General features: G+C 60.3%; 19 protein-coding genes and 3 tRNA genes. 13 read left to right on the top strand and 9 right to left on the bottom strand.

Features of this window, described 5'->3' with window-relative positions; genetic code table 11:
* Positions 1-2: 2 nt before the first annotated feature.
* The 3 genes from ACEQFP_RS08140 to ACEQFP_RS08130 form a co-directional block, all read right to left on the bottom strand.
* Positions 3-77, bottom strand: a tRNA-Gly gene (locus ACEQFP_RS08140).
* A 5-nt stretch (positions 78-82) separates the two neighbouring features.
* Positions 83-158, bottom strand: a tRNA-Ile gene (locus ACEQFP_RS08135).
* A 614-nt stretch (positions 159-772) separates the two neighbouring features.
* Positions 773-849: transfer RNA gene (locus ACEQFP_RS08130), tRNA-Arg, on the bottom strand.
* A gap of 241 nt (positions 850-1,090) precedes the next feature.
* On the opposite strand from ACEQFP_RS08130, the gene folD reads away from it, so the two are divergent.
* Both folD and ybcJ read left to right on the top strand, forming a co-directional pair.
* Positions 1,091-1,948, top strand: a complete 858-nt coding sequence (gene folD / locus ACEQFP_RS08125) for a bifunctional methylenetetrahydrofolate dehydrogenase/methenyltetrahydrofolate cyclohydrolase FolD (protein WP_005295193.1) — start codon at positions 1,091-1,093, stop codon at positions 1,946-1,948.
* Between the two features lie 115 nt (positions 1,949-2,063).
* Complete coding sequence (ybcJ, locus tag ACEQFP_RS08120; RefSeq protein ID WP_005289327.1) at positions 2,064-2,276, top strand: ribosome-associated protein YbcJ; 213 nt, start codon at positions 2,064-2,066, stop codon at positions 2,274-2,276.
* A 61-nt stretch (positions 2,277-2,337) separates the two neighbouring features.
* Here ybcJ and cysS read toward each other — a convergent pair whose 3' ends face one another.
* Positions 2,338-3,723, bottom strand: coding sequence for a cysteine--tRNA ligase (gene cysS / locus ACEQFP_RS08115; RefSeq protein WP_005295190.1), 1,386 nt, complete (start codon positions 3,721-3,723; stop codon positions 2,338-2,340).
* Positions 3,724-3,909: 186 nt separating this feature from the next.
* Between cysS and ppiB the strand changes: the two genes are divergently transcribed.
* Together ppiB and lpxH are read left to right on the top strand one after the other, a co-directional pair.
* Positions 3,910-4,404: a peptidylprolyl isomerase B gene (gene ppiB / locus ACEQFP_RS08110; protein ID WP_005289336.1), complete on the top strand. Its 495-nt coding sequence runs from the start codon at positions 3,910-3,912 to the stop codon at positions 4,402-4,404.
* 8 nt (positions 4,405-4,412) lie between these two features.
* Positions 4,413-5,147, top strand: coding sequence for a UDP-2,3-diacylglucosamine diphosphatase (gene lpxH, locus ACEQFP_RS08105; protein WP_005289338.1), 735 nt, complete (start codon positions 4,413-4,415; stop codon positions 5,145-5,147).
* Here the strand turns inward: lpxH and ACEQFP_RS08100 are convergent.
* The gene (locus tag ACEQFP_RS08100) at positions 5,144-6,499 is read right to left on the bottom strand and encodes a GGDEF domain-containing protein (RefSeq protein ID WP_370547239.1); all 1,356 of its coding nucleotides are present in this window, start codon (positions 6,497-6,499) and stop codon (positions 5,144-5,146) included. The genes lpxH and ACEQFP_RS08100 overlap by 4 nt on opposite strands.
* Positions 6,500-6,845: 346 nt before the next feature.
* Between ACEQFP_RS08100 and purE the strand changes: the two genes are divergently transcribed.
* Complete coding sequence (purE, locus tag ACEQFP_RS08095) at positions 6,846-7,355, top strand: 5-(carboxyamino)imidazole ribonucleotide mutase (RefSeq protein ID WP_005289343.1); 510 nt, start codon at positions 6,846-6,848, stop codon at positions 7,353-7,355.
* Entirely contained in the window at positions 7,352-8,422 is a 1,071-nt protein-coding gene (gene purK / locus ACEQFP_RS08090; RefSeq protein ID WP_005289345.1) for a 5-(carboxyamino)imidazole ribonucleotide synthase, read from the top strand. The genes purE and purK overlap by 4 nt, the downstream gene beginning before the upstream one ends.
* Positions 8,423-8,628: 206 nt before the next feature.
* Here purK and ybbP read toward each other — a convergent pair whose 3' ends face one another.
* Together ybbP and ybbA are read right to left on the bottom strand one after the other, a co-directional pair.
* A complete protein-coding gene (ybbP, locus tag ACEQFP_RS08085; protein WP_370547238.1) occupies positions 8,629-11,031 on the bottom strand; it encodes a putative ABC transporter permease subunit YbbP in 2,403 nt (800 codons plus the stop codon).
* Positions 11,028-11,714, bottom strand: coding sequence for a putative ABC transporter ATP-binding protein YbbA (gene ybbA / locus ACEQFP_RS08080; protein ID WP_005289351.1), 687 nt, complete (start codon positions 11,712-11,714; stop codon positions 11,028-11,030). Before ybbA ends, ybbP begins: the two co-directional genes overlap by 4 nt.
* Between ybbA and tesA the strand changes: the two genes are divergently transcribed.
* From tesA to ACEQFP_RS08045, 7 genes are all read left to right on the top strand, one after another.
* On the top strand, positions 11,685-12,338 hold the full coding sequence (tesA, locus tag ACEQFP_RS08075; RefSeq protein ID WP_370547543.1) for a multifunctional acyl-CoA thioesterase I/protease I/lysophospholipase L1: 654 nt from the start codon (positions 11,685-11,687) through the stop codon (positions 12,336-12,338). The genes ybbA and tesA overlap by 30 nt on opposite strands.
* A gap of 46 nt (positions 12,339-12,384) precedes the next feature.
* A complete protein-coding gene (locus ACEQFP_RS08070) occupies positions 12,385-13,170 on the top strand; it encodes an SDR family oxidoreductase (protein WP_047059307.1) in 786 nt (261 codons plus the stop codon).
* Between the two features lie 67 nt (positions 13,171-13,237).
* Positions 13,238-14,092, top strand: a complete 855-nt coding sequence (locus ACEQFP_RS08065) for a co-chaperone YbbN (protein WP_035607553.1) — start codon at positions 13,238-13,240, stop codon at positions 14,090-14,092.
* Positions 14,093-14,381: 289 nt separating this feature from the next.
* Complete coding sequence (locus tag ACEQFP_RS08060) at positions 14,382-15,128, top strand: nucleoside recognition domain-containing protein (RefSeq protein WP_005289362.1); 747 nt, start codon at positions 14,382-14,384, stop codon at positions 15,126-15,128.
* Positions 15,128-15,592: a YjiG family protein gene (locus tag ACEQFP_RS08055; protein ID WP_005295172.1), complete on the top strand. Its 465-nt coding sequence runs from the start codon at positions 15,128-15,130 to the stop codon at positions 15,590-15,592. The genes ACEQFP_RS08060 and ACEQFP_RS08055 overlap by 1 nt, the downstream gene beginning before the upstream one ends.
* 20 nt (positions 15,593-15,612) lie before the next feature.
* Complete coding sequence (locus tag ACEQFP_RS08050; RefSeq protein WP_370547237.1) at positions 15,613-16,725, top strand: M20 family metallopeptidase; 1,113 nt, start codon at positions 15,613-15,615, stop codon at positions 16,723-16,725.
* A gap of 167 nt (positions 16,726-16,892) precedes the next feature.
* Complete coding sequence (locus tag ACEQFP_RS08045) at positions 16,893-17,114, top strand: YdcH family protein (RefSeq protein ID WP_005289369.1); 222 nt, start codon at positions 16,893-16,895, stop codon at positions 17,112-17,114.
* 68 nt (positions 17,115-17,182) lie between these two features.
* Here the strand turns inward: ACEQFP_RS08045 and eno are convergent, their stop codons facing one another.
* Positions 17,183-18,484 carry a phosphopyruvate hydratase gene (gene eno / locus ACEQFP_RS08040; protein ID WP_005289371.1) on the bottom strand — a complete coding sequence of 434 codons (1,302 nt, stop codon included), beginning with the start codon at positions 18,482-18,484 and terminating at the stop codon, positions 17,183-17,185.
* An 80-nt stretch (positions 18,485-18,564) separates the two neighbouring features.
* Positions 18,565-20,202: a glutamine hydrolyzing CTP synthase gene (pyrG, locus tag ACEQFP_RS08035; protein ID WP_005289374.1), complete on the bottom strand. Its 1,638-nt coding sequence runs from the start codon at positions 20,200-20,202 to the stop codon at positions 18,565-18,567.
* Positions 20,203-20,445 lie beyond the last annotated feature (243 nt).

Genomic DNA, 20,445 nt, shown 5'->3' with positions numbered 1-20,445 from the left:
GTTGGAGCGGGCAGCGGGAATCGAACCCGCATCATCAGCTTGGAAGGCTGAGGTAATGGCCATTATACGATGCCCGCCTATCTGGTGGCCCTTGCTGGGTTTGAACCAGCGACCAATCGGTTATGAGCCGACTGCTCTCACCACTGAGCTAAAGGGCCGAGTGCCGTAATGAGGTGGCTTATCCCCAGACTGAAGCACCCGACGCTAACCAAGGGCCCCATGACAGCGGAGGGGGATGTTATCGATGGTCGTGGCGATGAACAATGGTTCGAGGCAATTTTCAGACATTCCCTACCCCGCGTCGCAAGACGCGCGCCGGGCGGTCCCACCTCTTATATGCCCCAGAGGCACGACATTTCCCCCTCGGTATGACGCCATCCTGCCCCCCCCTCATCGCAGCCGCCAGGGCGGGTCAATCGACGGCCTTCAGTGAAGTAGGATAACCGCACTCAGCCCATCGGCCTGCTGAGAGCTCGTCTCTTTAGGTTTTATCGCCGCCCTCTCGCAGAGTGTTAAGGCTGCACCTCCCACGTGACGAGCAAAGCGCGTCGTTTTCACGCACAGCGCCTCGTCTAAACGAGCGGACGTACCCCGCACTGTCTTGGGCGGATGGGGATCAATCACTCTGATTGCGCAGATAGGCACGTCTGGCCGTCAATCACCTGACCGAATACGCCAGAAAAATCGACCCACTTTCTGAGGTTGCGACACAAAAACGACACAGGAGGAAAAGCAAGTAGGATTGAAAACCGCTTAATCAATTGATTTTCAATGGTGCGCCCTGCAGGATTCGAACCTGCGACCCACGGCTTAGAAGGCCGTTGCTCTATCCGACTGAGCTAAGGGCGCATCGGGGGTAACCGGTGCATCTGCCTGATGTTTCAAGCGGGATGGGATTATACGGCCCCACTCTGATGAGTCAATGCCTTTCACGGGAAATCACGGATTTCCGCCCGAGAATGGGAGTCTATACAACAGACTCCTCGTTACGCGCACTCTTGATAGAGATCAACATTTACCTGACAGCACGCCGACCATCTGCGACAATAGTCGCTTCCCCCGCAACATAACCAGGATGGATCAACTCACCATGACAGCAAAAATTATTGATGGGAAAACGATTGCGCAGCAAGTCAGAAGTGAAGTCGCGGCACGGGTACAACAGCGCCTAGCGGAAGGTAAACGCGCGCCAGGGCTGGCCGTCATCATGGTCGGCGACGATCCGGCCTCTCGAATCTACGTCGGTAGTAAAAAACGTGCCTGTGAGGAGGTTGGCTTCCTCTCGCGCTCCTATGCGTTACCGGAGGACACCAACCAGGCCGACCTGCTCGCGCTGATCGATACACTCAACGCCGACGCGGCGATCGATGGCATTTTAGTGCAGTTGCCGCTGCCCGACGGGATCGACAATACCCTGGTCCTGGAGCGTATCCGTCCGGATAAAGACGTCGACGGCTTCCACCCCTATAACCTGGGGCGTCTGTGTCAGCGGACCCCCAAGCTGCGCCCTTGCACCCCGCGCGGCATCATCACCCTGCTAGAACGTTGCGCTATCGAAACCCAGGGACTGGATGCCGTGATGGTCGGCGCCTCCAATATCGTTGGGCGCCCGATGGCGCTAGAGTTGCTGCTGGCGGGTTGCACCACCACCATTACCCATAGCCGTACGCGGAACCTGCAGCAACACGTCGAGCGCGCCGATCTGATCGTGGCCGCCGTCGGTAAGGCCCACTTTATTCCCGGCGAATGGGTGAAACCCGGGGCAGTGGTGATCGATGTCGGTATCAACCGCCTGGAGAACGGTAAGGTCGTCGGCGATGTCGACTTCGCCGCCGCCGCTCAGCGCGCCAGCTGGATCACACCGGTACCCGGTGGCGTCGGGCCGATGACGGTCGCCACGCTGATGCAAAACACCCTGCAGGCCTGCGAAGCGTTCCACGACTGCTGATAGCCGCCTGCGCCGCACCGCGCGCACCTTTCCCGTGCGCCCGGCGCCCCACACTGGCACAATAGTGCCGTGTCCGCCCGTGCGGCGGTTAATTTTTCAGGCAAGAGACAAAAGCATGCAAACTTTCCATCTGGACAATCACCCACACGTCGAGCTGTGCGATCTGCTGAAGCTACAGGGCTGGTGTGACAGCGGCGCCCAGGCCAAAAACCTGATCGCCGACGGGCAGGTCAAGGTCGATGGCGCCATCGAGACGCGCAAACGCGCCAAGATTGTCGCCGGTCAGGTGGTCGACTTCGCCGGGCAACAGGCGCGCGTCGTCGCCTAAACCAAACGCCAGGCGTAAAAAAGCCGGACCCCAGAGTCCGGCTTTTTACATGCTGGCGCGCTTACTTACGACGCCAGGTGGTCCCCTGCGGGCCATCCTCCAGCACGATCCCCAAGGCATTCAACTGGTCACGCGCATCATCGGCACGCGCCCAATCCTTGGCGGCACGGGCATCGTTACGCTGCTTGATCAACGCCTCGATCTGCGCCGCTTCACCGTCATCGGCGCTCGCCCCACTCTGCAAGAAGGCATCCGGATCCTGTTCCAGCAGACCCAGCACCCCAGCCAGACGACGTAGCTGCGCCGCCAGCGCGTTAGCCTGCGCCATATCCTCCCCTTTCAGGCGGTTCACCTCGCGCGCCATGTCGAACAGCACCGAGTAAGCCTCTGGGGTATTGAAGTCGTCATCCATCGCCGCCCGGAAACGCCCTTCGAAGGCCTCATCCGCCGCCGGTTGGGCCGTGGCATCGGTACCGCGCAGCGCGGTATACAGACGCTCCAGGGCCGCACGCGCCTGCTTCAGGTTCTCTTCGCTGTAGTTCAGCTGGCTGCGATAGTGACCAGACATCAGGAAGTAACGCACCGTCTCCGCATCGTAGTGCGCCAGCACGTCGCGGATGGTAAAGAAGTTACCCAGCGACTTGGACATCTTCTCACGGTCGATCATCACCATGCCGGAGTGCATCCAGTAGTTGACGTAGGCGCCGTCATGGGCACAGGTCGACTGGGCGATCTCATTCTCATGGTGCGGGAACATCAGATCTGACCCGCCGCCATGGATATCAAAGTGGGAACCGAGTTGCTTGCAGTTCATCGCCGAGCACTCGATGTGCCAGCCGGGACGCCCTTCGCCCCACGGTGACGGCCAGCTCGGCTCACCCGGCTTGGACATCTTCCACAACACGAAGTCCATCGGGTTGCGTTTCACCTCTGCCACCTCGACGCGCGCGCCGGCCTGCAACTGCTCCAGATCCTGGCGCGACAACAGGCCATAGTCCGGATCGGTATCGACGGCGAACATCACGTCACCGTTGCTGGCCACATAGGCGTGACCACGGGCGATCAATTGCTCCACCAGCGCGATGATTTCGGCGATGTGGTGAGTGGCGCGCGGCTCCACGTCCGGACGGGCAATATTCAAGGCGTCGAAATCGCGATGCATCTCCGCCAACATGCGCTCGGTCAACTGCTCGCAGCTCTCTTTGTTTTCCAGCGCACGCTTGATGATCTTATCGTCCACGTCGGTCACGTTGCGCACATACTTCAGCGTATAGCCCAGGTAGCGCAGATAGCGTGCCACCACGTCGAAACAGACGAAGGTACGGCCATGCCCGATGTGACACAGATCGTAAATGGTTACCCCACACACATACATGCCGACTTCTCCGGCATGGATGGGTTTAAATTCCTCTTTCTGTCGACTGAGTGTATTAAAGATTTTAAGCATCGGGGGTATCCGTGATGGTTGCTGATAACAAGGAAACGTTGGAGTTATACTAACGCAGCGCCAAGGGAGAATGAAGCCCACACAGGCGCGGCTGGCGAATATTCCCCGAGAAAGAGGTGCCAGCGGCAGGGGCATCGGCTACAATCATCCCGCTCGCTTCAATCATCATAAAACAGGATTATTGTTATGGTTACTTTCCACACCAATCATGGTGACATCGTCATCAAAACCTTTGACGACAAAGCACCGGCTACCGTTGCCAACTTCCTGGAATATTGCCGCGAAGGCTTCTACGACAACACCATCTTCCACCGCGTAATCGATGGTTTCATGATCCAGGGCGGCGGTTTTGAGCCGGGCATGAAGCAGAAGGCCACCAAGGCACCGATCAAGAATGAAGCCAACAATGGCCTGAAGAACAGCCGCGGCACCCTCTCCATGGCGCGGACCAACGATCCGCACTCGGCTACCGCCCAGTTCTTCATCAACGTCGTCGACAACGACTTCCTGAACTTCCGCTCCGAGCGCCCGGACGGCTGGGGTTATGCCGTATTCGCCGAAGTGGTAGAGGGTATGGATGTGGTCGACAAGATCAAAGGCGTCTCCACCGGTCGTCACGGCATGCACCAGGATGTCCCGCGTGAAGACGTGATCATCGAACGCGTTACCGTGAGCGACTAATCGCCCGAATGGCAACGCTGTTCATTGCTGATTTACATCTCAGCCAACAGGAACCGGCGATCACCGCCGGTTTTCTGCGTTTTCTCGCCACGGAGGCGCGCCAGGCCGAGGCGCTCTATATCCTCGGCGACTTCTTCGACTACTGGATCGGCGACGACGATCCGCAACCGCTACACCAACAGGTCGCCGACGCGCTACGTCGCCTGAGCGACAGCGGTGTACGCTGTTACTTCATTCACGGCAATCGCGACTTCCTGCTGGGCAAGCGCTACGCCGCACGCTGCGGCATGACCCTATTGCCGCAAGAGCAGGTGATCACCCTATATGGGCGACGTATCCTGCTGCTACACGGCGATACCCTATGTAGCGATGATCAGGCGTACCAACGCTATCGGCGTAAGGTGCATAACCCGTTACTCCAGTGGCTGTTCCGCCGCCTCCCCCTACGGCTACGCCTGAAGATCGCCGCCGGTATGCGTCAACAGAGCGCACGCAGCAATAGCGCCAAGTCGATGACCATCATGGACGTCAATCAGCAGACGGTCTGCGCCACCTTGCAGCGCCACGCGGTACACTGCATGATCCACGGCCACACTCATCGCCCCGCGATCCACCATTTTTGTCTGCCTGACGGCAGCGGCGCTCAACGCGCGGTACTCGGCGCCTGGCACCAGCATGGCTCGATGATCCGCGTCGATGCCGAGGGATTGGCGCTGATCGATCTGCCTAGCCATCCCGCCTAAGGCGTCGAGGCGGCCAAGACCACCCGATTACGCCCCGTCTGTTTGGCTTGGTACAGCGCACTGTCCGCTCGTACCATGTACGCCTCCGCGCTACACTGCGCGGGGCGGCAGAGCACGCCCCCGATGCTTAGCGTTACCGTCACGGGCCGCCCATCCTGCGCGCTGAGAGTCAGCGCGGCGACGCGCGCCCGGATCTGTTCCGCCCGAGCCTGAAGTACCGCCTCATTCTCCACCGCGGGCAACAACACACAGAGCTCATCGCCGCCGATACGCGCCAGGACATCCCCGGTGGCGAGAACCTGCTCGATCGCCCGCGTTACGGCGATCAACGCCCGATCGCCGCTCAGATGACCATACCGATCATTCACCTGTTTAAAGTGATCGATATCCATGATCAGGATCGCCGGTGGATACTCGACACTCGCCCGTTGTAAGGCATGCTGCAAGGCGTCGTAGTAATAACTACGGTTATACGCACGCGTTAATCCATCACGAATCGCGTTATCGTGAGTGACGACATAGGCATGCTGCATGCGGCGATAGCGTTGAAAGATGTCATAGAGGAAGATCTCCATCACGCAGAAATTCGCCAACAGGCCAAACAGCAACGAGCCGTACCAGCCGACACTGTTTACCTGCGGCGCGCGCCACTGCAAGAGAAAGCCGCCGACGATGACCAGGCAAGCCAACGTCACCGCCAGCCAAAAGCGCGTCGCCAGACGCGTCCGCCACACCAGCAATAACGCTAATCCCCCCCATAGGGTACACATCGTCGGTAACAGGAGACGCCGGTAATCGGCGCGATAAGCGAGGCTCTCCTGCAGGAGAGTAGGACTCAGCCAGGCCGTTTGACTAGAGAGTAGCAGCGCCGTCGCCGTGACCAGCACGACGGCGAGCGTGCAGATCACGGACACCGAGCGCGGCTGAACCGGGCCGCGACGGGAAAACAGATACAGCGCATACAGGAATAACAGTCCCATGCCACCGTAGCGCAGTAGATAAAATAGCACGAAGTCATTCAGTGTCAGCGAGTGGGCATTCCGGCTCTGAAATACATCGGGATAAAATAATAAACTATAGGTTAAAATAAGCGCCGAAAGAATATAGGCAGCGATCAATGGTAACTTATATACATGCGCCCGCTCGCAATTAAATTGCATAAAAATAAATAGCGCAATTAATATATGAAGGATAAGCAAAACGGCGTTACAGACCGCGACAAAGCCATACAATAAGGTAATCGGATAGACGGCGGCATACAGTATCAATAGGTAGCTAACGATCGTCAGCAATAATAACGAGACGCCGAGCGGCCCCCCACAACGCGATACTAGCGACGCTTTTCCTTCCATGGCATTCCTTAATTCACAACATATTTTCCCGCTTATTCGCATTCCTCCGACAGCACAACGCAATAATAGGCGGGGGTCATTACTCTACTATTTTTAGCTTAGTATAGTGTCTATCGTGGATAGATTAATAATATTCATCTAGGCCATCATCCCCCTTCCCCACTCACCCAACGCCCGTCCTCGCGCGCTTCCGAGCAAAAACGGTGCCTAATCGCCTCTTTTTCCCTTCTTGATGGCTACGCAAACGTTTTCCTAGGCGGAATAGCTATGTTATCCTTGCCCCCACTGAATACCGCTCATCGGCGGTATCTATCGATAACTGAGCCACGAGAGGAGCACGCCATCTATGTCCGCCAGCGCCGCACCGGCCAAGATCGCCATCATCATGGGATCGAAAAGCGATTGGGCCACCATGCAGTTCGCCGCCGAAATCCTGAGCCAGCTTGAGGTGGCGTACCACGTCGAGGTGGTCTCCGCACACCGTACCCCGGATAAGCTGTTTCGCTTCGCCGAACAGGCCGAAGAACGCGGGCTTCAGGTGATCATCGCTGGCGCAGGCGGCGCCGCGCATCTGCCTGGCATGCTCGCGGCCAAGACCCTGCTGCCGGTGCTCGGCGTTCCGGTGCAGAGCGCTGCATTAAGCGGGGTCGATAGCCTCTACTCCATCGTCCAGATGCCGCGCGGTATTCCGGTCGGCACCCTGGCAATCGGTAAGGCGGGCGCCGCTAACGCCGCGCTGCTGGCCGCCCAGATCCTGGCGCTGCATGACGCCGCCCTAGCAGGCCGTCTGGCCGCCTGGCGTCAAGCCCAGAGCGACGACGTGCTCAACCATCCCGACCCGCGGGAGGCGCTATGAAGCCGGTTTGCGTCTTAGGTGATGGCCAATTAGGGCGCATGTTGCGCCAGGCCGGAGAGCCGCTGGGCATCACGGTCTATCCCGTCGGCATCGAGGCCGATCCACACGCTGTCCCCTGGCAACAGGCGGTGATCAGCGCCGAGATCGAGCGCTGGCCCGACACGCCGCTGACCCGCGAGCTGGCTCGCCATCCCGCCTTCGTCAACCGCGATGTCTTCCCACTGCTGGCCGATCGCTACAGCCAAAAACAGCTACTGGATGAGTTGGCATTACCCAGCGCGCCCTGGCAGTTACTCGCCCATCCCGAGGAGTGGCCGGCGCTATTCGCACGCCTCGGTCCGTTAGCCATCGTCAAACGGCGCACCGGTGGCTACGATGGGCGCGGCCAGTGGCGGGTACGCCCCGGTGAACAACGGCAACTGGATCCGGCACTGTATGGCGAATGCATCGTCGAGCAGGGGATTGCCTTTCGCGGCGAAGTGTCGCTAATCGGCGCGCGCGGACGCGACGGCCACTGCGTCTTCTATCCGCTCACCCATAACCTGCATCAGGACGGAATCCTGCGCGCCAGCGTGGTCTTCCCGCAGCCAGAGAGCTTCCTGCAAGAGAAGGCGCAGGCGATGCTGCAACGCATCATGCAGCGCCTGGAGTATGTCGGTGTCATGGCGATGGAGTGCTTCGTGGTGGATGATGACACGCTGCTCATCAACGAGTTAGCCCCACGCGTACACAATAGCGGTCACTGGACGCAGAACGGCGCCTCCATCAGCCAGTTTGAGCTACATCTACGGGCGCTGCTCGATCTGCCGCTGCCGCACCCCGATGTCTCGACCCCCTCGGTGATGATCAACCTGATCGGCACCGACTACGACACCGCCTGGCTGGCGGGCGCGCTGGTGCATCTGCACTGGTATCACAAGGCGGTGCTCCCCGGGCGCAAGGTCGGCCACCTCAACCTGAACCACTTCCAGTCTCAGCGCTTGGTCGGCGCGTTGGAAACCCTGCGCGGCCAACTGCCGGCAGAGTACCAGAGCGGCTTAGCCTGGGCCATCGCCCACTTGAGCTAACCCTAACGCAGGGGGCGCCCATGCCCCCTCGCCAACGGCCCCTGCGGCGCAGGTTCCCCCATGCGACGAACAGTGAGGCCGACGCTCCGCGCCATCCTGCGTCACCACACGCCACAACCATGCCGATCGCCAGCCGTCACGCAGGGATCGCCGCCTCAGCGGACAACCGCCCGCTCCCCACACCGCATGCCGGGCAAGCGACAACCTCAACGCGCCCGCCGACGCCCGAGCAGGCGCACGCCCAACAGCGCGCCGCAACCGCCTAGCAGCAACGCCGCCCCCGGTGGCAACAGCAGCCACAGCGACCAGGTTGGCTGCCAAGGGAAGTCGAAGACCCGACTCTGCAACAGCCACAAGGCCGCCTCGGCGCCGGCGGCGGCCACGAGCCCGACCACCGCCCCCAGCAGGATAAACTCGGCATACAACGTGGTATGCAACAGGCGGCGCGGTGCGCCGAGGATACGGTACACCCGCAGCTCGCGCCGCCGTTGCTGCATGCCGACCTGAACCTGTGCCAAGAGCAACAACACGCCGCACAGTACCACCAGCGCCACCATGACCTCCAACGCGCGGCCAACCTGTGTCAGTACCTGTTGCGCCTGTTGCAGGATCGCCCCCATGTCCAGCAGGGTCAGCGTCGGGAACTGACGATTCAGCTGCACCAGCAGACGCGTATCCCCCTGATAACGGAAGATGGTCAGCCAGCTCTGCGGTTGCGCATCCAGCGCGCCGGGGGGAAAGATAAAGTAGAAGTTGGGGCGCAGGCTCTCCCAGTCCACCCGGCGTAGGCTGGTGATCTCGGCGCTAAACTGGCGGCTATCGCCGCTAAAGGTCAGTTGATCCCCCAGTTTCAATCCCAGGCGTCCGGCCAGCCCCTGCTCCACCGAGACCCCGCCCTCGCCCGGCGGCCAATGACCGGCCGTCAAGGGATTCCCCGCCGGCAAGTCCGCCAGCCAGGTAAGGTTTAACTCGCGATTGAGCGACTCCTCCTGCCCCTGAAGCGCGGGCGGCTGACCATTGATCGCCGTCAGACGCGCCAGCACGATGGGATAGAAACGCGATGGAGTCACCCCATGCTGTTGCAGAAACGCCGCCAGCGCGGGACGCTGATCGGCGTCGATATTCAGCAGGAAGTAGTTCGGGCTATCGGCGGGTAACTGCTGACGCCAGCGATCCAGCAGATCCCCCCGCAACGTCAGCAACAGGGCCAACAGCATAAAAGAGAGGGAGAAGGCCGCCATCTGACTCAGGGTCGCGCCGGGCTGGCGCAACAGACGCCCCAGCGCCAGACGCAGCGCCAACTGCCCAGGCACCAGGCGGCGTACCCCCCAGAGCGCCAACCAGCCGACCAAGGCCAACAGCGCCGCCAGCAACGCGATGCCGCCTAGCAACGCCCAGAGCAGTGGGCTGGCGCCTAGCAGCCCCCACAATACCGCCAGCAGTAACAGCGCCATCGTCGGCAGATAGTAGCGTAACGGCCAGAGCGGATGCAGCGCATCGGCGCGCAGTACCCGCAACGGAGGCGTCGCCAACAGCTGGCGATAGGGGCGCAACCCCACCAGTAACGCCATCAGCGGCATGCCAACCAAGGTCCATAACCAAGGCCAGGCGCTGGGGGACGGTAGCGCAGCAGGCAGCATGGGTGCCAGTAACCGCAGTAGCCCCGCCTCGACGGCGAGCCCCACCCCGGCGCCGACCAGTAACGCCGAGGCCAGCAGCGATAGCCACTGGCCCGCGATCCAGCGGAATAGAGTACGCCGCCCGCCGCCGAGCGTCTTCAACAACGCCACCAGGGCATAGCGGCTACGGCAATAATGGTTCATCGCGATGGCGACGGCGGCCATCGCCAACAGCAGCGTTAACAGCGCCGACAACAGCAGAAACTGCTGCGCGCGCGCCAGCGTACGCCCCAGCACGTTCGATCCTTGCGCCGCCTGAGTCAAACGCTGATCGGGCTGCAGACGCGTACTCAGATAGGCGTCGTAACGCGCCAACGCCGCACGACTCCCCGCCAAGCCATAGCGATAACTCACTCGGCTCCCCGGTTGCACGATGCCGCTGCGCCGGGCATCCGCCAGGGTGATCAACAGACGCGGGGCGGTACGCAGCAGGCTGAAGGCGGCATCCGGCTCCTGCGTCAGTTCACCGGCGACACGCAGGGTGATATCGCCCACCTCTACGCTATCACCGGGCCGCAGGGCTAATTGCGCCATCAGACGCGGGGCGAGCAAGGCTTCGCCGGGGCGCAGCGCCAACCCCGGCGGCTGGGTCGCCAGGCGGCCATACAGCGGATAGGCGGCATCGACCGCCTTCACCTCGGCCAATTGGAGTTGGCCGGCGGCGTAAACCATGGTCGAGAAGACCCACTGCTGACTGACGCGCACCTCATCGTTACGCGCCTGCGTCAGCCACGCCTCAGCCAACGGTTGGTAACTGCGTAACACCCGATCGGCGGCGATCGCCCCGCGCCCTTGACGTTGCAACCCCTGATCCAAACGATCGCCGATGCGTCCCAGCGCCAACACGCAGGCCACCGCCAGCACCAACGCCAACCAGACGATCAGTAATGATGGCGTGCGCCATTCGCGCCAGAACCAGCACCGGATCACGCCACCTCCTGCAGGCAACCATCCTGCAGGCGCAAACGCCGCTGACAACGCGCCGCCAACTGCGCATCGTGCGTCACCATCACCAAGGTCGTCCCCTGGCTCTGGTTCAGTTCGAAGAGTAGATCGGCGACCCGCTCCCCGGTCTGGCGATCCAGGTTACCCGTCGGCTCGTCGGCGAACAGGATCTGCGGCCGGGCGCTGAAGGCGCGTGCCAGCGCCACCCGCTGTTGTTCGCCACCGGAGAGTTGGGCCGGAAGATGCCGCAGGCGTTGCCCTAGCCCGACCTGTTGCAACAACGCCTCGGCCCGCTGGCGACTCTCGCGCTCCCCCTCGCCGCGCAGCAGCGCCGGGAGTTGCACGTTTTCTACGGCCGTCAGGGTCGGTACCAACATAAACGCCTGAAAGACAAAGCCGATGTCGTGGGCCCGCAGCGCGGCGCGCCGATCCTCGTCAAGCTGCGACAGACATTGCCCCAGTAACCACACCTCGCCGGTGCTGGCATCATCCAATCCGGCGAGGATCCCCAATAGCGTCGATTTCCCCGAGCCGGACTCCCCAATCAGCGCCAGACTCTGTCCGCGTTTGACAACCAGCTCGACAGCAGTGAGGATGGAGATCTGACTTTCACCCTCACCGACGCGTTTGGCAACATGATGAACTTCAATAACGTTTTGCGCTGGCATCTCCCGCTCCTGTTTGTGATGTTCCTATTCGGCCTGACGACGGCGCGCGCCGACACGCTGCTGGTGTTAGGAGACAGCCTGAGCGCCGCCTACCGCTTACCGGAACAGCAAGGCTGGGTCGCCCGCCTCGCCCTCCGTGGACAAACCCTGACGCCGCCGCTGACGGTGATCAACGCCAGCATCAGCGGCGATACGGCCGAGCAGGGACTGCATCGTCTACCGGCGCTCCTACGCCAACACCAGCCCCGCTGGGTTTTGATCGAGTTAGGCGCCAACGATGGACTACGCGGCTTTCCCCCCGATGCCATCGCTGCCACCCTGACGGCGATCGTCGCTCATATACGCGAAGCCGGAGCCACGCCACTGTTGATGCAGATCCGCCTGCCCCCTAACTATGGCCGACGCTACGGCGAGGCCTTCGCCGCCCTCTACCCCCAACTGGCCGCGCGTCTCCATCTGACACTGCTGCCCTTCTATATGGAGCAGGTGGTCACCCGCCCCGAATGGATGCAGGATGATGGCCTACACCCCAATGCGCAGGCGCAGCCGTTCATCACCGACTGGATGGAGCAACACCTTCTGCCCTTGCTGAGGCCGGTGGAAAAAAGCACGCCATCCCATTAATTAAACATGAATATTCAGCGACCAACAGAGCGACTTAAGTAAAATTATGCAAAAAGCCATCTTAATCACCGGTTGTTCTAGCGGCATCGGCCTGGCCGCGGCGCAGGACCTACAGTTGCGCGGCTACCGGGTACTGGCCGCCTGCCGCAAAGCCGACGACGTGGCGGCGATGAACGCCATGGGCATGGAGGGGATCCAACTGGATCTCGACGACGCGCACAGCGTCGAGCAGGCCGCCGAGCAGGTGCTCGCGTTGACCGATGGCCATCTGTACGCCCTGTTCAATAACGGCGGCTTCGGCCTCTATGGGCCGCTCAGCCAGATCAGCCGTGCGGATCTGGAGCGCCAGTTTTCCACCAACCTATTCGGCACCCATCAACTGACGCGTCTACTGCTGCCGGCGATGCTGGCGCAAGGCGAAGGACGCATCATTCAGACCAGTTCGATTATGGGAGTGGTGGCGACGCCGGGCCGTGGTGCCTACGCCGCCAGTAAGTTTGCCCTGGAGGGCTGGTCGGATGCGTTACGCATGGAACTGCGTGGCAGCGGGATACATGTGGCGCTGATCGAACCCGGCCCCATCACCACACGCTTCAGCCACAATGTACGCCAGTGCGATCACGACCAGCCGGTCACCAACCCCGGTATCGCCGCCCGCTTCACCCTGACGCCGGAGGCGGTGCTGCCCAAGCTACGCCACGCGCTGGAAAGCCCACGCCCGCGCCAACGCTATCCCGTCACCGTGATCGCCCATGTACTCAGCCTGTTACGACGCCTCTTGCCCGGTCGACTGCTGGATAGACTCCTCAGCGGCCATTCGACGGCGCGCTAGGCTTGCAATCGTGACGAGCGCCCCCATATCTACCGTTATCTAGCCGAAGGGATCGAGAGAAACCACCATGATCAACGCTACCGTAGTCAATATTACCGAAGCCAACCTGCACCAGACCCTAGAACAATCCATGTCCGTGCCGGTGCTGTTTTATTTCTGGTCGGCTCGCAGCCAGCATTGCGAGCAGCTCACGCCGCTGTTGGATAAGCTGGCCAACGAATACGCCGGGCAGTTTATCCTGGCGAAAGTCGACTGCGACGCCGAGCAGATGGTGGCGGCACAGTTCGGCCTGCGCGCCATCCCCACGGTCTACCTGTTTAAGGATGGTCAGCCGCTTGATGGCTTCCAGGGGCCGCAACCGGAAGAGCAGATCCGCGATCTGCTGGCCCGCGTATTGCCCAAAGCGGAAGAGTTGAAGGCCGCCCAAGCCGCCGAGTTGATGGCCAATGGTGATATGGCCGGCGCACTGCCGCTGCTGAAGGAGGCCCATGCCCTGGCCCCAACCCGTAGCGACATCGCCCTGGCGCTGGCGGAGGTGCTGATCGCGCTCAACCGTAGCGAGGATGCCAGCGAGCTGCTAAGCCATATTCCGTTGCAGGATCAGGACAGCCACTATCAGAGCCTCATCGCCCAGATCGAACTGCTGAAGCAGGCGGCCGATACTCCGGAGATCCAGCTGTTGCAACAGCAGGTCGCCGAGCGGCCGCAAGACATCACCCTGGCCGTGCAACTGGCGTTGCAACTGCACCAGGTGGGGCGTAACGAAGAGGCGTTGACCCTGCTGATGGATCACCTGCGCCACGATCTGAACGCCGGTGACGGCGCCGCGCGTAAGACGCTGATGGATATCCTGGCGGCCCTGGGCACCGGTGACGCGCTCGCCGGTAAGTTCCGCCGTCAACTCTACGCCTTGATGTATTGATCGCGCGGCCGTGCCCCGCGCCGCATGCTGTTAATCGCGCCCCCGCCCGCGTCCCGCCGGCGGGGTTTTTCGTCGCTCGCCGCCAAACGTTCCCGGTAACATTTCTGTGATACCGAAGGGTTAGCACGGAATTTCAATTTTTCCACATGCCAGACCTCAAATTCTCGATAAATCATATAAATAACTACTCTTTTTATTGAGCGAGGTCATATATTCTGCAAAAGTATTGCTGAATATTCTAAATCTTGTATTTTGTAACACTTCTACCCCAGGCATAAGGAAATGATCCATGAGTAGTCCAATCTCCCCCCATGTACCGCCCAGCGAGAGCGAACCGCGCGTCGGCTTAGGGGCCTATATCGCCCTGCTGTTTGCCATGGTGTTCTTCTCCGGTCTATTGGGCGGAAAAGAGTGGTATGGCGTATTCGACTTCACCACTCTGAATGGTGCGTTCGGTAAAGTCGTCACCGGCGTCAACGGCGCAGGCGAAGCCATCAACGCCGCCACCAGCTCCTTCCGTGGTAAGGGCGGCTCCGGCGCGATGGACGGTTTTCTGTTCGCCGTCGGTCTGATCCCGGCGGTGATGTTTGCCCTGGGGATGATCAACGTGCTGGAGCACTACGGTGCATTGAATGCGGCGCGTAAGCTGTTAACCCCGCTGCTGCGTCCGCTGCTGGGCATCCCGGGCTCCGCAGGCCTGGCAATGATCGGCTCCCTGCAAAGCACCGACGTCGGTGCCTCGCTGACCCGTAATCTGTCCGATGAAGGGCAGATCGCCGAACATGAGCGCGATGTCTTCACCATGTTCCAGTTCTCTGCCGGCGCGATGATCACCAACTTCTTCTCCTCCGGCGCGGTCCTGTTCACCCTGATGACCATCGACGGCACCCCGGCGGTACCGGCCTCCATCGGCCTGTGCGTGGCGGTGATGTTCGTGATGAAGATCTTCGGCGCCAACCTGCTACGCCTGATCTTGCGTTTCACCGAGCGTAACCGCGTTAAAACTGATACCACTCCGGCACAGGGAGAAGCCTAATGTCTGCACCGACCTCAAATCCGATGATCACCGATGTCTTTGTCGCCGGCGCGCGCAAAGGTTGGAATATCGCGACCACCAGTACCCTGCCCAACGTCTTGATGGCCTTCGTGCTGATCAAGGCGCTGGAGATCACCGGCGCCCTGAAGGGACTGGCGCTGGTCTTCGGCCCACTGATGGGGCTATTCGGCCTGCCGGGTGAGGCTGCCGCCGTCCTGATCGGCGGCTGGATGTCGATGGGGGGTGGCGTCGGCGTCGCCGTGGCGCTGTTCGACCAGGGCATGCTCACCGGGACCCATCTGGCGATCCTGGCACCGGCCATCTACCTGATGGGTTCGCAGATCCAGTACGCCGGGCGCATCCTCGGGGTGATCGGTACCGCCGCGAAACGTATTCCGCTGATGATCGGGATCTCCGTCGTCAACGCCTTCCTCGCCATGTTGATCATGCGCGTCATCCTGTAACGTCACGGAGAGATAAGACGATGCAAATGGAACAGTATCTGGACGAACTGCGTAGCGTAGTCAACGTCGATTGTGGCACTCAGACCCGTGAGGGCGTGGCCCAGATCGCCGACATTTTCACCCGCCTGTATCGCGACGCCGGTTGGCACGCCGAGCAGGTCGATCTCGGCGAGCAGGTCGGGCCGGGGGTCTTTGTCACCAACCAACCGCAGGCCGAACACTACGATGTGTTGTTGGTCGGCCATATGGATACCGTCTTCCCGCCGGGTACCGCCGCCGAACGCCCGCTGAGCGTGCGTGACGGGCGAGCCTATGGGCCGGGGGTCTCCGACATGAAGAGCGGGCTCCTCAACATCCTGTGGGCCTTGCGTGGCCTGGAAGAGACCGATCGTCAGCGTCTGCGTATCGCCGTCGCCATGAACCCAGACGAAGAGACCGGCTCGGTGCACTCTCATCAGTGGATCGGTGAGCTGGCTAAGCGCAGCGGCTGCGTGCTGGTGTGCGAGGCGGCACGAGCCGACGGCTCGCTGGTCAAGGCGCGTAAGGGCATGGCCCGTTATCGCCTCGACTTCCACGGCGTCGCCGCCCATGCCGGTAACGATCCGGAGAAGGGGCGCTCTGCCATCACCGCCCTGGCTCACGCCATCATCGCCATCAACCAGCTGGCGAATAGCGCTAAAGGCACCACCCTCAACGTCGGGGTGATCAGCGGTGGCGACGCGGCGAACATCGTCCCCGATCACGCCCAGGCGGTGGTCGATCTGCGTTTCTGGTGCAACGACGAATACCAGCGCGTCAGCCAGGCGTTACAGGCGCGCTGCCAGCAGCCTTTCCTGGAAGGCGTGAGCTGTGAGTTGCATCAGGACGCACACACGCCAGCCATGGCACCGTCGGCAGATACCGAAGCCCTGATGGCGCGCGTCGAGCAGGCGGGGCGTGAAGAGGGGATCGCCATCACTTGGCAGGCGGTCGGTGGCGGCTCCGATGCCAACCACACCGCCGCGCTGGGTATCCCCTCGCTGGATGGTTTTGGCCCGATCGGCGCCGGCTTCCACAGCCCGGCGGAGTACCTGGAACTGGAGAGCATCGCCCCGCGCGTACGCCTGCTGCGCCGAGTGATCGCCGGCCTGTAATCTCCCGCAACAAGACCCGGAGGTCGTGCCAGGCACGGCCTCCGTTTTTTTATTCCCCTCCCTGCGCTGATCCTGCGCGGCGAAGCGACAAGCTGAGAGCCTGGTTACAAACTCGCCACCATTTCTGTGCCATAGTTAACGATGGGTTCTGACCAAAAGGAGGGCTTATGTTCCCAGAGTATCGTGATCTGATCTCCCGTCTGAAAACCGAAGACGTCCGATTTGCCACCCTGTTCCATGAGCATAACCAGCTGGATCATGAAATCAGAAGGGCCGAAAACAGACCCGGCGCGCTATTCAATGAGCAGATTGCCGCCATGAAGCGCGAAAAACTGAGGATCAAGGATGAGCTGTACCAGATCCTGCGCAGTGAGGAGGCGGTCAGTTGATCGTTACACCACGGACATAAAAAAACCCGCCATATGGCGGGTTTTTTGCATCGGTGAAACGGCAGCGATTAGTGCTGACCTTTCACTTCTTTCAGACCGTTGAACGGTGCAGCCGCGCCCAGCGCTTCTTCGATACGGATCAGCTGGTTGTACTTGGCAACACGGTCAGAACGGCTCATGGAACCGGTCTTGATCTGGCCTGCCGCAGTCCCTACCGCCAGGTCGGCGATGGTGGCATCTTCGGTTTCGCCAGAACGGTGAGAGATGACAGCGGTGTAGCCAGCATCTTTCGCCATCTTGATAGCCGCCAGAGTTTCGGTCAGAGAACCGATCTGGTTGAACTTGATCAGGATGGAGTTAGCGATGCCTTTCTCGATGCCTTCTTTCAGGATCTTGGTGTTGGTTACGAACAGATCGTCACCGACCAGCTGCAGCTTGTCGCCCATCACTTTGGTCTGGTAAGCGAAACCGTCCCAGTCAGACTCGTCCAGGCCGTCTTCGATGGAGACGATCGGGAACTCTTTGGTCAGACCTTCCAGGTAGTGAGTGAACTCGTTAGAGGTGAAGGATTTGCCTTCGCCTTTCAGTTCGTACATACCGGTTTCTTTGTTGTAGAACTCAGAAGCGGCGCAGTCCATCGCCAGGGTAACATCTTTACCCAGCACGTAACCGGCTTTCTCAACGGCTTCTTTGATGGCAGCCAGCGCAGCGGCGTTGGATTCCAGGTTCGGCGCGTAGCCACCTTCGTCACCCACAGCGGTGTTCATGCCTTTGGCTTTCAGAACTTTAGCCAGGTTGTGGAACACTTCAGAACCGATGCGTACCGCTTCTTTCAGTGTCTTAGCGCCAACCGGCTGGATCATGAATTCCTGGATGTCGACGTTGTTGTCGGCGTGCTCACCACCGTTGATGATGTTCATCATCGGCAGCGGCATGGAGTATTTGCCCGGAGTGCCGTTCAGTTCGGCGATGTGCGCGTACAGCGGCATGCCTTTAGCGGCAGCGGCAGCTTTCGCGTTAGCCAGGGAAACCGCCAGGATGGCGTTAGCACCGAACTTGGATTTGTTTTCGGTACCGTCCAGTTCGATCATGATCTGGTCGATGTTAGCCTGGTCTTTCGCGTCTTTGCCGATGATGGCTTCAGCGATCGGGCCGTTGACGGCGGCAACCGCCTTCAGGACGCCTTTACCCAGGAAACGTGACTTGTCACCGTCGCGCAGTTCCAGCGCTTCGCGAGAACCGGTAGAAGCACCTGACGGCGCAGCAGCCATACCGACGAAACCGCCTTCCAGATGAACTTCGGCTTCTACAGTCGGGTTACCGCGGGAGTCGATGATTTCGCGACCGATGACTTTAACGATTTTGGACATTAGGTTTTCCTCGATACAAGTTAAACTAAAACTCCAGACGACAGACGCGGAACAAAAGTCCCGCGCCTGCCCATAATCACTTATTTCACCTGACGTTTCTGGTATTCCGCCGCCGCTTTAACAAAGCCGGAGAACAGCGGATGCCCATCACGCGGGGTGGAGGTGAACTCCGGGTGGAACTGCGAGGCGACGAACCACGGGTGATTCGGCAGCTCGATGATCTCCACCAGGCTGTTGTCCGCTGAACGACCGGAGACACGCAGGCCTGCGGCTTCGATCGGCTTCAACAGCATGTTGTTCACTTCGTAACGATGACGGTGACGCTCAACGATGCTCGGGGCGCCGTACAGCTGGCGGGCCAGCGTACCATCCACCAGGTTGCACTGTTGACCGCCCAGGCGCATGGTACCGCCCAGGTCACTCGCTTCGTCACGCACTTCAACATTACCTTCTTCGTCACGCCACTCGGTGATCAACGCCACGACCGGGTATTTACAGTCCGGCATGAACTCCGTTGAGTTGGCGCCTTCCATGCCCACGACGTTGCGAGCAAACTCCATCAGGGCAACCTGCATACCCAGGCAAATGCCCAGATACGGGATGTTGTTTTCACGCGCGTAACGCGCGGTAGCGATCTTCCCTTCGATACCACGGTAGCCAAAACCACCCGGTACTAGGATAGCATCCAGATCTTTCAGGATCTCGGTGCCTTTCGTTTCCACATCTTGCGAATCGATCAATTTGATGTTCACGCTAACACGGTTTTTCAGCCCACCGTGCTTCAGCGCTTCGATCACCGACTTATAGGCATCCGGCAGCTCGACATACTTGCCGACCATCCCGATGGTGACTTCACCGGCCGGGTTGGCTTCTTCGAAGATCACCTGTTCCCACTCGGAGAGATCGGCCGCCGGGCAAGTCAGGTTAAAGCGTTTACAGATGAACTCATCCAGGCCCTGAGACTTGAGCAGACCCGGGATCTTATAGATGGAGTCCACATCCTTCAGGGAGATGACCGCCTTCTCCGGTACGTTACAGAACAGCGCGATCTTGGCGCGCTCGTTCGCCGGGATGGCACGGTCGGAACGGCAGATCAGCACGTCCGGCTGGATACCGATGGACAGCAACTCTTTCACCGAGTGCTGGGTCGGCTTGGTCTTCACCTCACCGGCCGCCGCCATATACGGCACCAGGGTCAGGTGCATGAACATGGTGTGTTCACGACCGACATCGACCGCCAACTGGCGGATGGCTTCCAGGAACGGCAGCGATTCGATATCACCGACGGTACCGCCGATTTCGACCAGAACCACGTCGTGGCCTTCGCCCCCTTCCAGGATGCGCTCTTTGATGGCGTTAGTGATATGCGGGATCACCTGCACGGTGGCGCCCAGATAGTCGCCGCGACGCTCTTTGCGCAGCACATCGGAGTAGATACGCCCGGTGGTGAAGTTATTGCGGCGGGACATCTTGGTGCGAATGAAACGCTCGTAGTGACCCAGGTCCAGATCGGTTTCCGCGCCGTCTTCGGTGACGAAAACTTCCCCGTGCTGGATCGGGCTCATGGTACCCGGATCGACGTTGATGTACGGGTCGAGCTTCATCATGGATACATTGAGGCCACGGGCTTCAAGAATGGCCGCCAGGGAGGCTGCGGCAATGCCTTTACCCAGAGAGGATACGACCCCGCCGGTCACAAAAATATAATTCGTTGTCATGCTGAACCTGAGAGTTAGGTTTAAAGACGATGGAAGAACCAGGACGGGACAGTAGTATACCCGAAGGTTTTATTTGCCACAAACGATCTGATCCCACCCGCGCCCTTTACTGCGCTAAAACACCGCCCGCAATATTCTGCTTTTACTTATTAATCAAAAAGATAAATGGAAAAAACTCCAAAAAATCCCATTGATGCCTATCAATTTATGTCAACCCGGTAAAATAAAGTGGAAAACTCACCG

The sequence above is a fragment of the Edwardsiella sp. A.80236 genome (genome assembly GCF_044540725.1).
Lineage (GTDB): Bacteria > Pseudomonadota > Gammaproteobacteria > Enterobacterales > Enterobacteriaceae > Edwardsiella > Edwardsiella tarda.
The sequence above is the reverse complement of the archived record's forward strand: the minus strand, read 5'-3'. Positions and strand labels throughout refer to the sequence as shown.

Bases quoted from the DNA above. Each gene is read 5' to 3' on its own strand.
- purK (WP_005289345.1), top strand. From the start codon at position 7,352: ATGAAGCCGGTTTGCGTCTTAGGTGATGGCCAATTAGGGCGCATGTTG.
- lpxH (WP_005289338.1), top strand. From the start codon at position 4,413: ATGGCAACGCTGTTCATTGCTGATTTACATCTCAGCCAACAGGAACCG.
- pyrG (WP_005289374.1), bottom strand. From the start codon at position 20,202: ATGACAACGAATTATATTTTTGTGACCGGCGGGGTCGTATCCTCTCTG.
- ACEQFP_RS08100 (WP_370547239.1), bottom strand. From the start codon at position 6,499: ATGGAAGGAAAAGCGTCGCTAGTATCGCGTTGTGGGGGGCCGCTCGGC.
- ybcJ (WP_005289327.1), top strand. From the start codon at position 2,064: ATGCAAACTTTCCATCTGGACAATCACCCACACGTCGAGCTGTGCGAT.
- ppiB (WP_005289336.1), top strand. From the start codon at position 3,910: ATGGTTACTTTCCACACCAATCATGGTGACATCGTCATCAAAACCTTT.
- ACEQFP_RS08065 (WP_035607553.1), top strand. From the start codon at position 13,238: ATGATCAACGCTACCGTAGTCAATATTACCGAAGCCAACCTGCACCAG.
- folD (WP_005295193.1), top strand. From the start codon at position 1,091: ATGACAGCAAAAATTATTGATGGGAAAACGATTGCGCAGCAAGTCAGA.
- ACEQFP_RS08045 (WP_005289369.1), top strand. From the start codon at position 16,893: ATGTTCCCAGAGTATCGTGATCTGATCTCCCGTCTGAAAACCGAAGAC.
- tesA (WP_370547543.1), top strand. From the start codon at position 11,685: ATGAACTTCAATAACGTTTTGCGCTGGCATCTCCCGCTCCTGTTTGTG.
- ACEQFP_RS08055 (WP_005295172.1), top strand. From the start codon at position 15,128: ATGTCTGCACCGACCTCAAATCCGATGATCACCGATGTCTTTGTCGCC.
- ACEQFP_RS08070 (WP_047059307.1), top strand. From the start codon at position 12,385: ATGCAAAAAGCCATCTTAATCACCGGTTGTTCTAGCGGCATCGGCCTG.
- eno (WP_005289371.1), bottom strand. From the start codon at position 18,484: ATGTCCAAAATCGTTAAAGTCATCGGTCGCGAAATCATCGACTCCCGC.
- ybbA (WP_005289351.1), bottom strand. From the start codon at position 11,714: ATGCCAGCGCAAAACGTTATTGAAGTTCATCATGTTGCCAAACGCGTC.
- ACEQFP_RS08050 (WP_370547237.1), top strand. From the start codon at position 15,613: ATGCAAATGGAACAGTATCTGGACGAACTGCGTAGCGTAGTCAACGTC.
- purE (WP_005289343.1), top strand. From the start codon at position 6,846: ATGTCCGCCAGCGCCGCACCGGCCAAGATCGCCATCATCATGGGATCG.
- ACEQFP_RS08060 (WP_005289362.1), top strand. From the start codon at position 14,382: ATGAGTAGTCCAATCTCCCCCCATGTACCGCCCAGCGAGAGCGAACCG.
- cysS (WP_005295190.1), bottom strand. From the start codon at position 3,723: ATGCTTAAAATCTTTAATACACTCAGTCGACAGAAAGAGGAATTTAAA.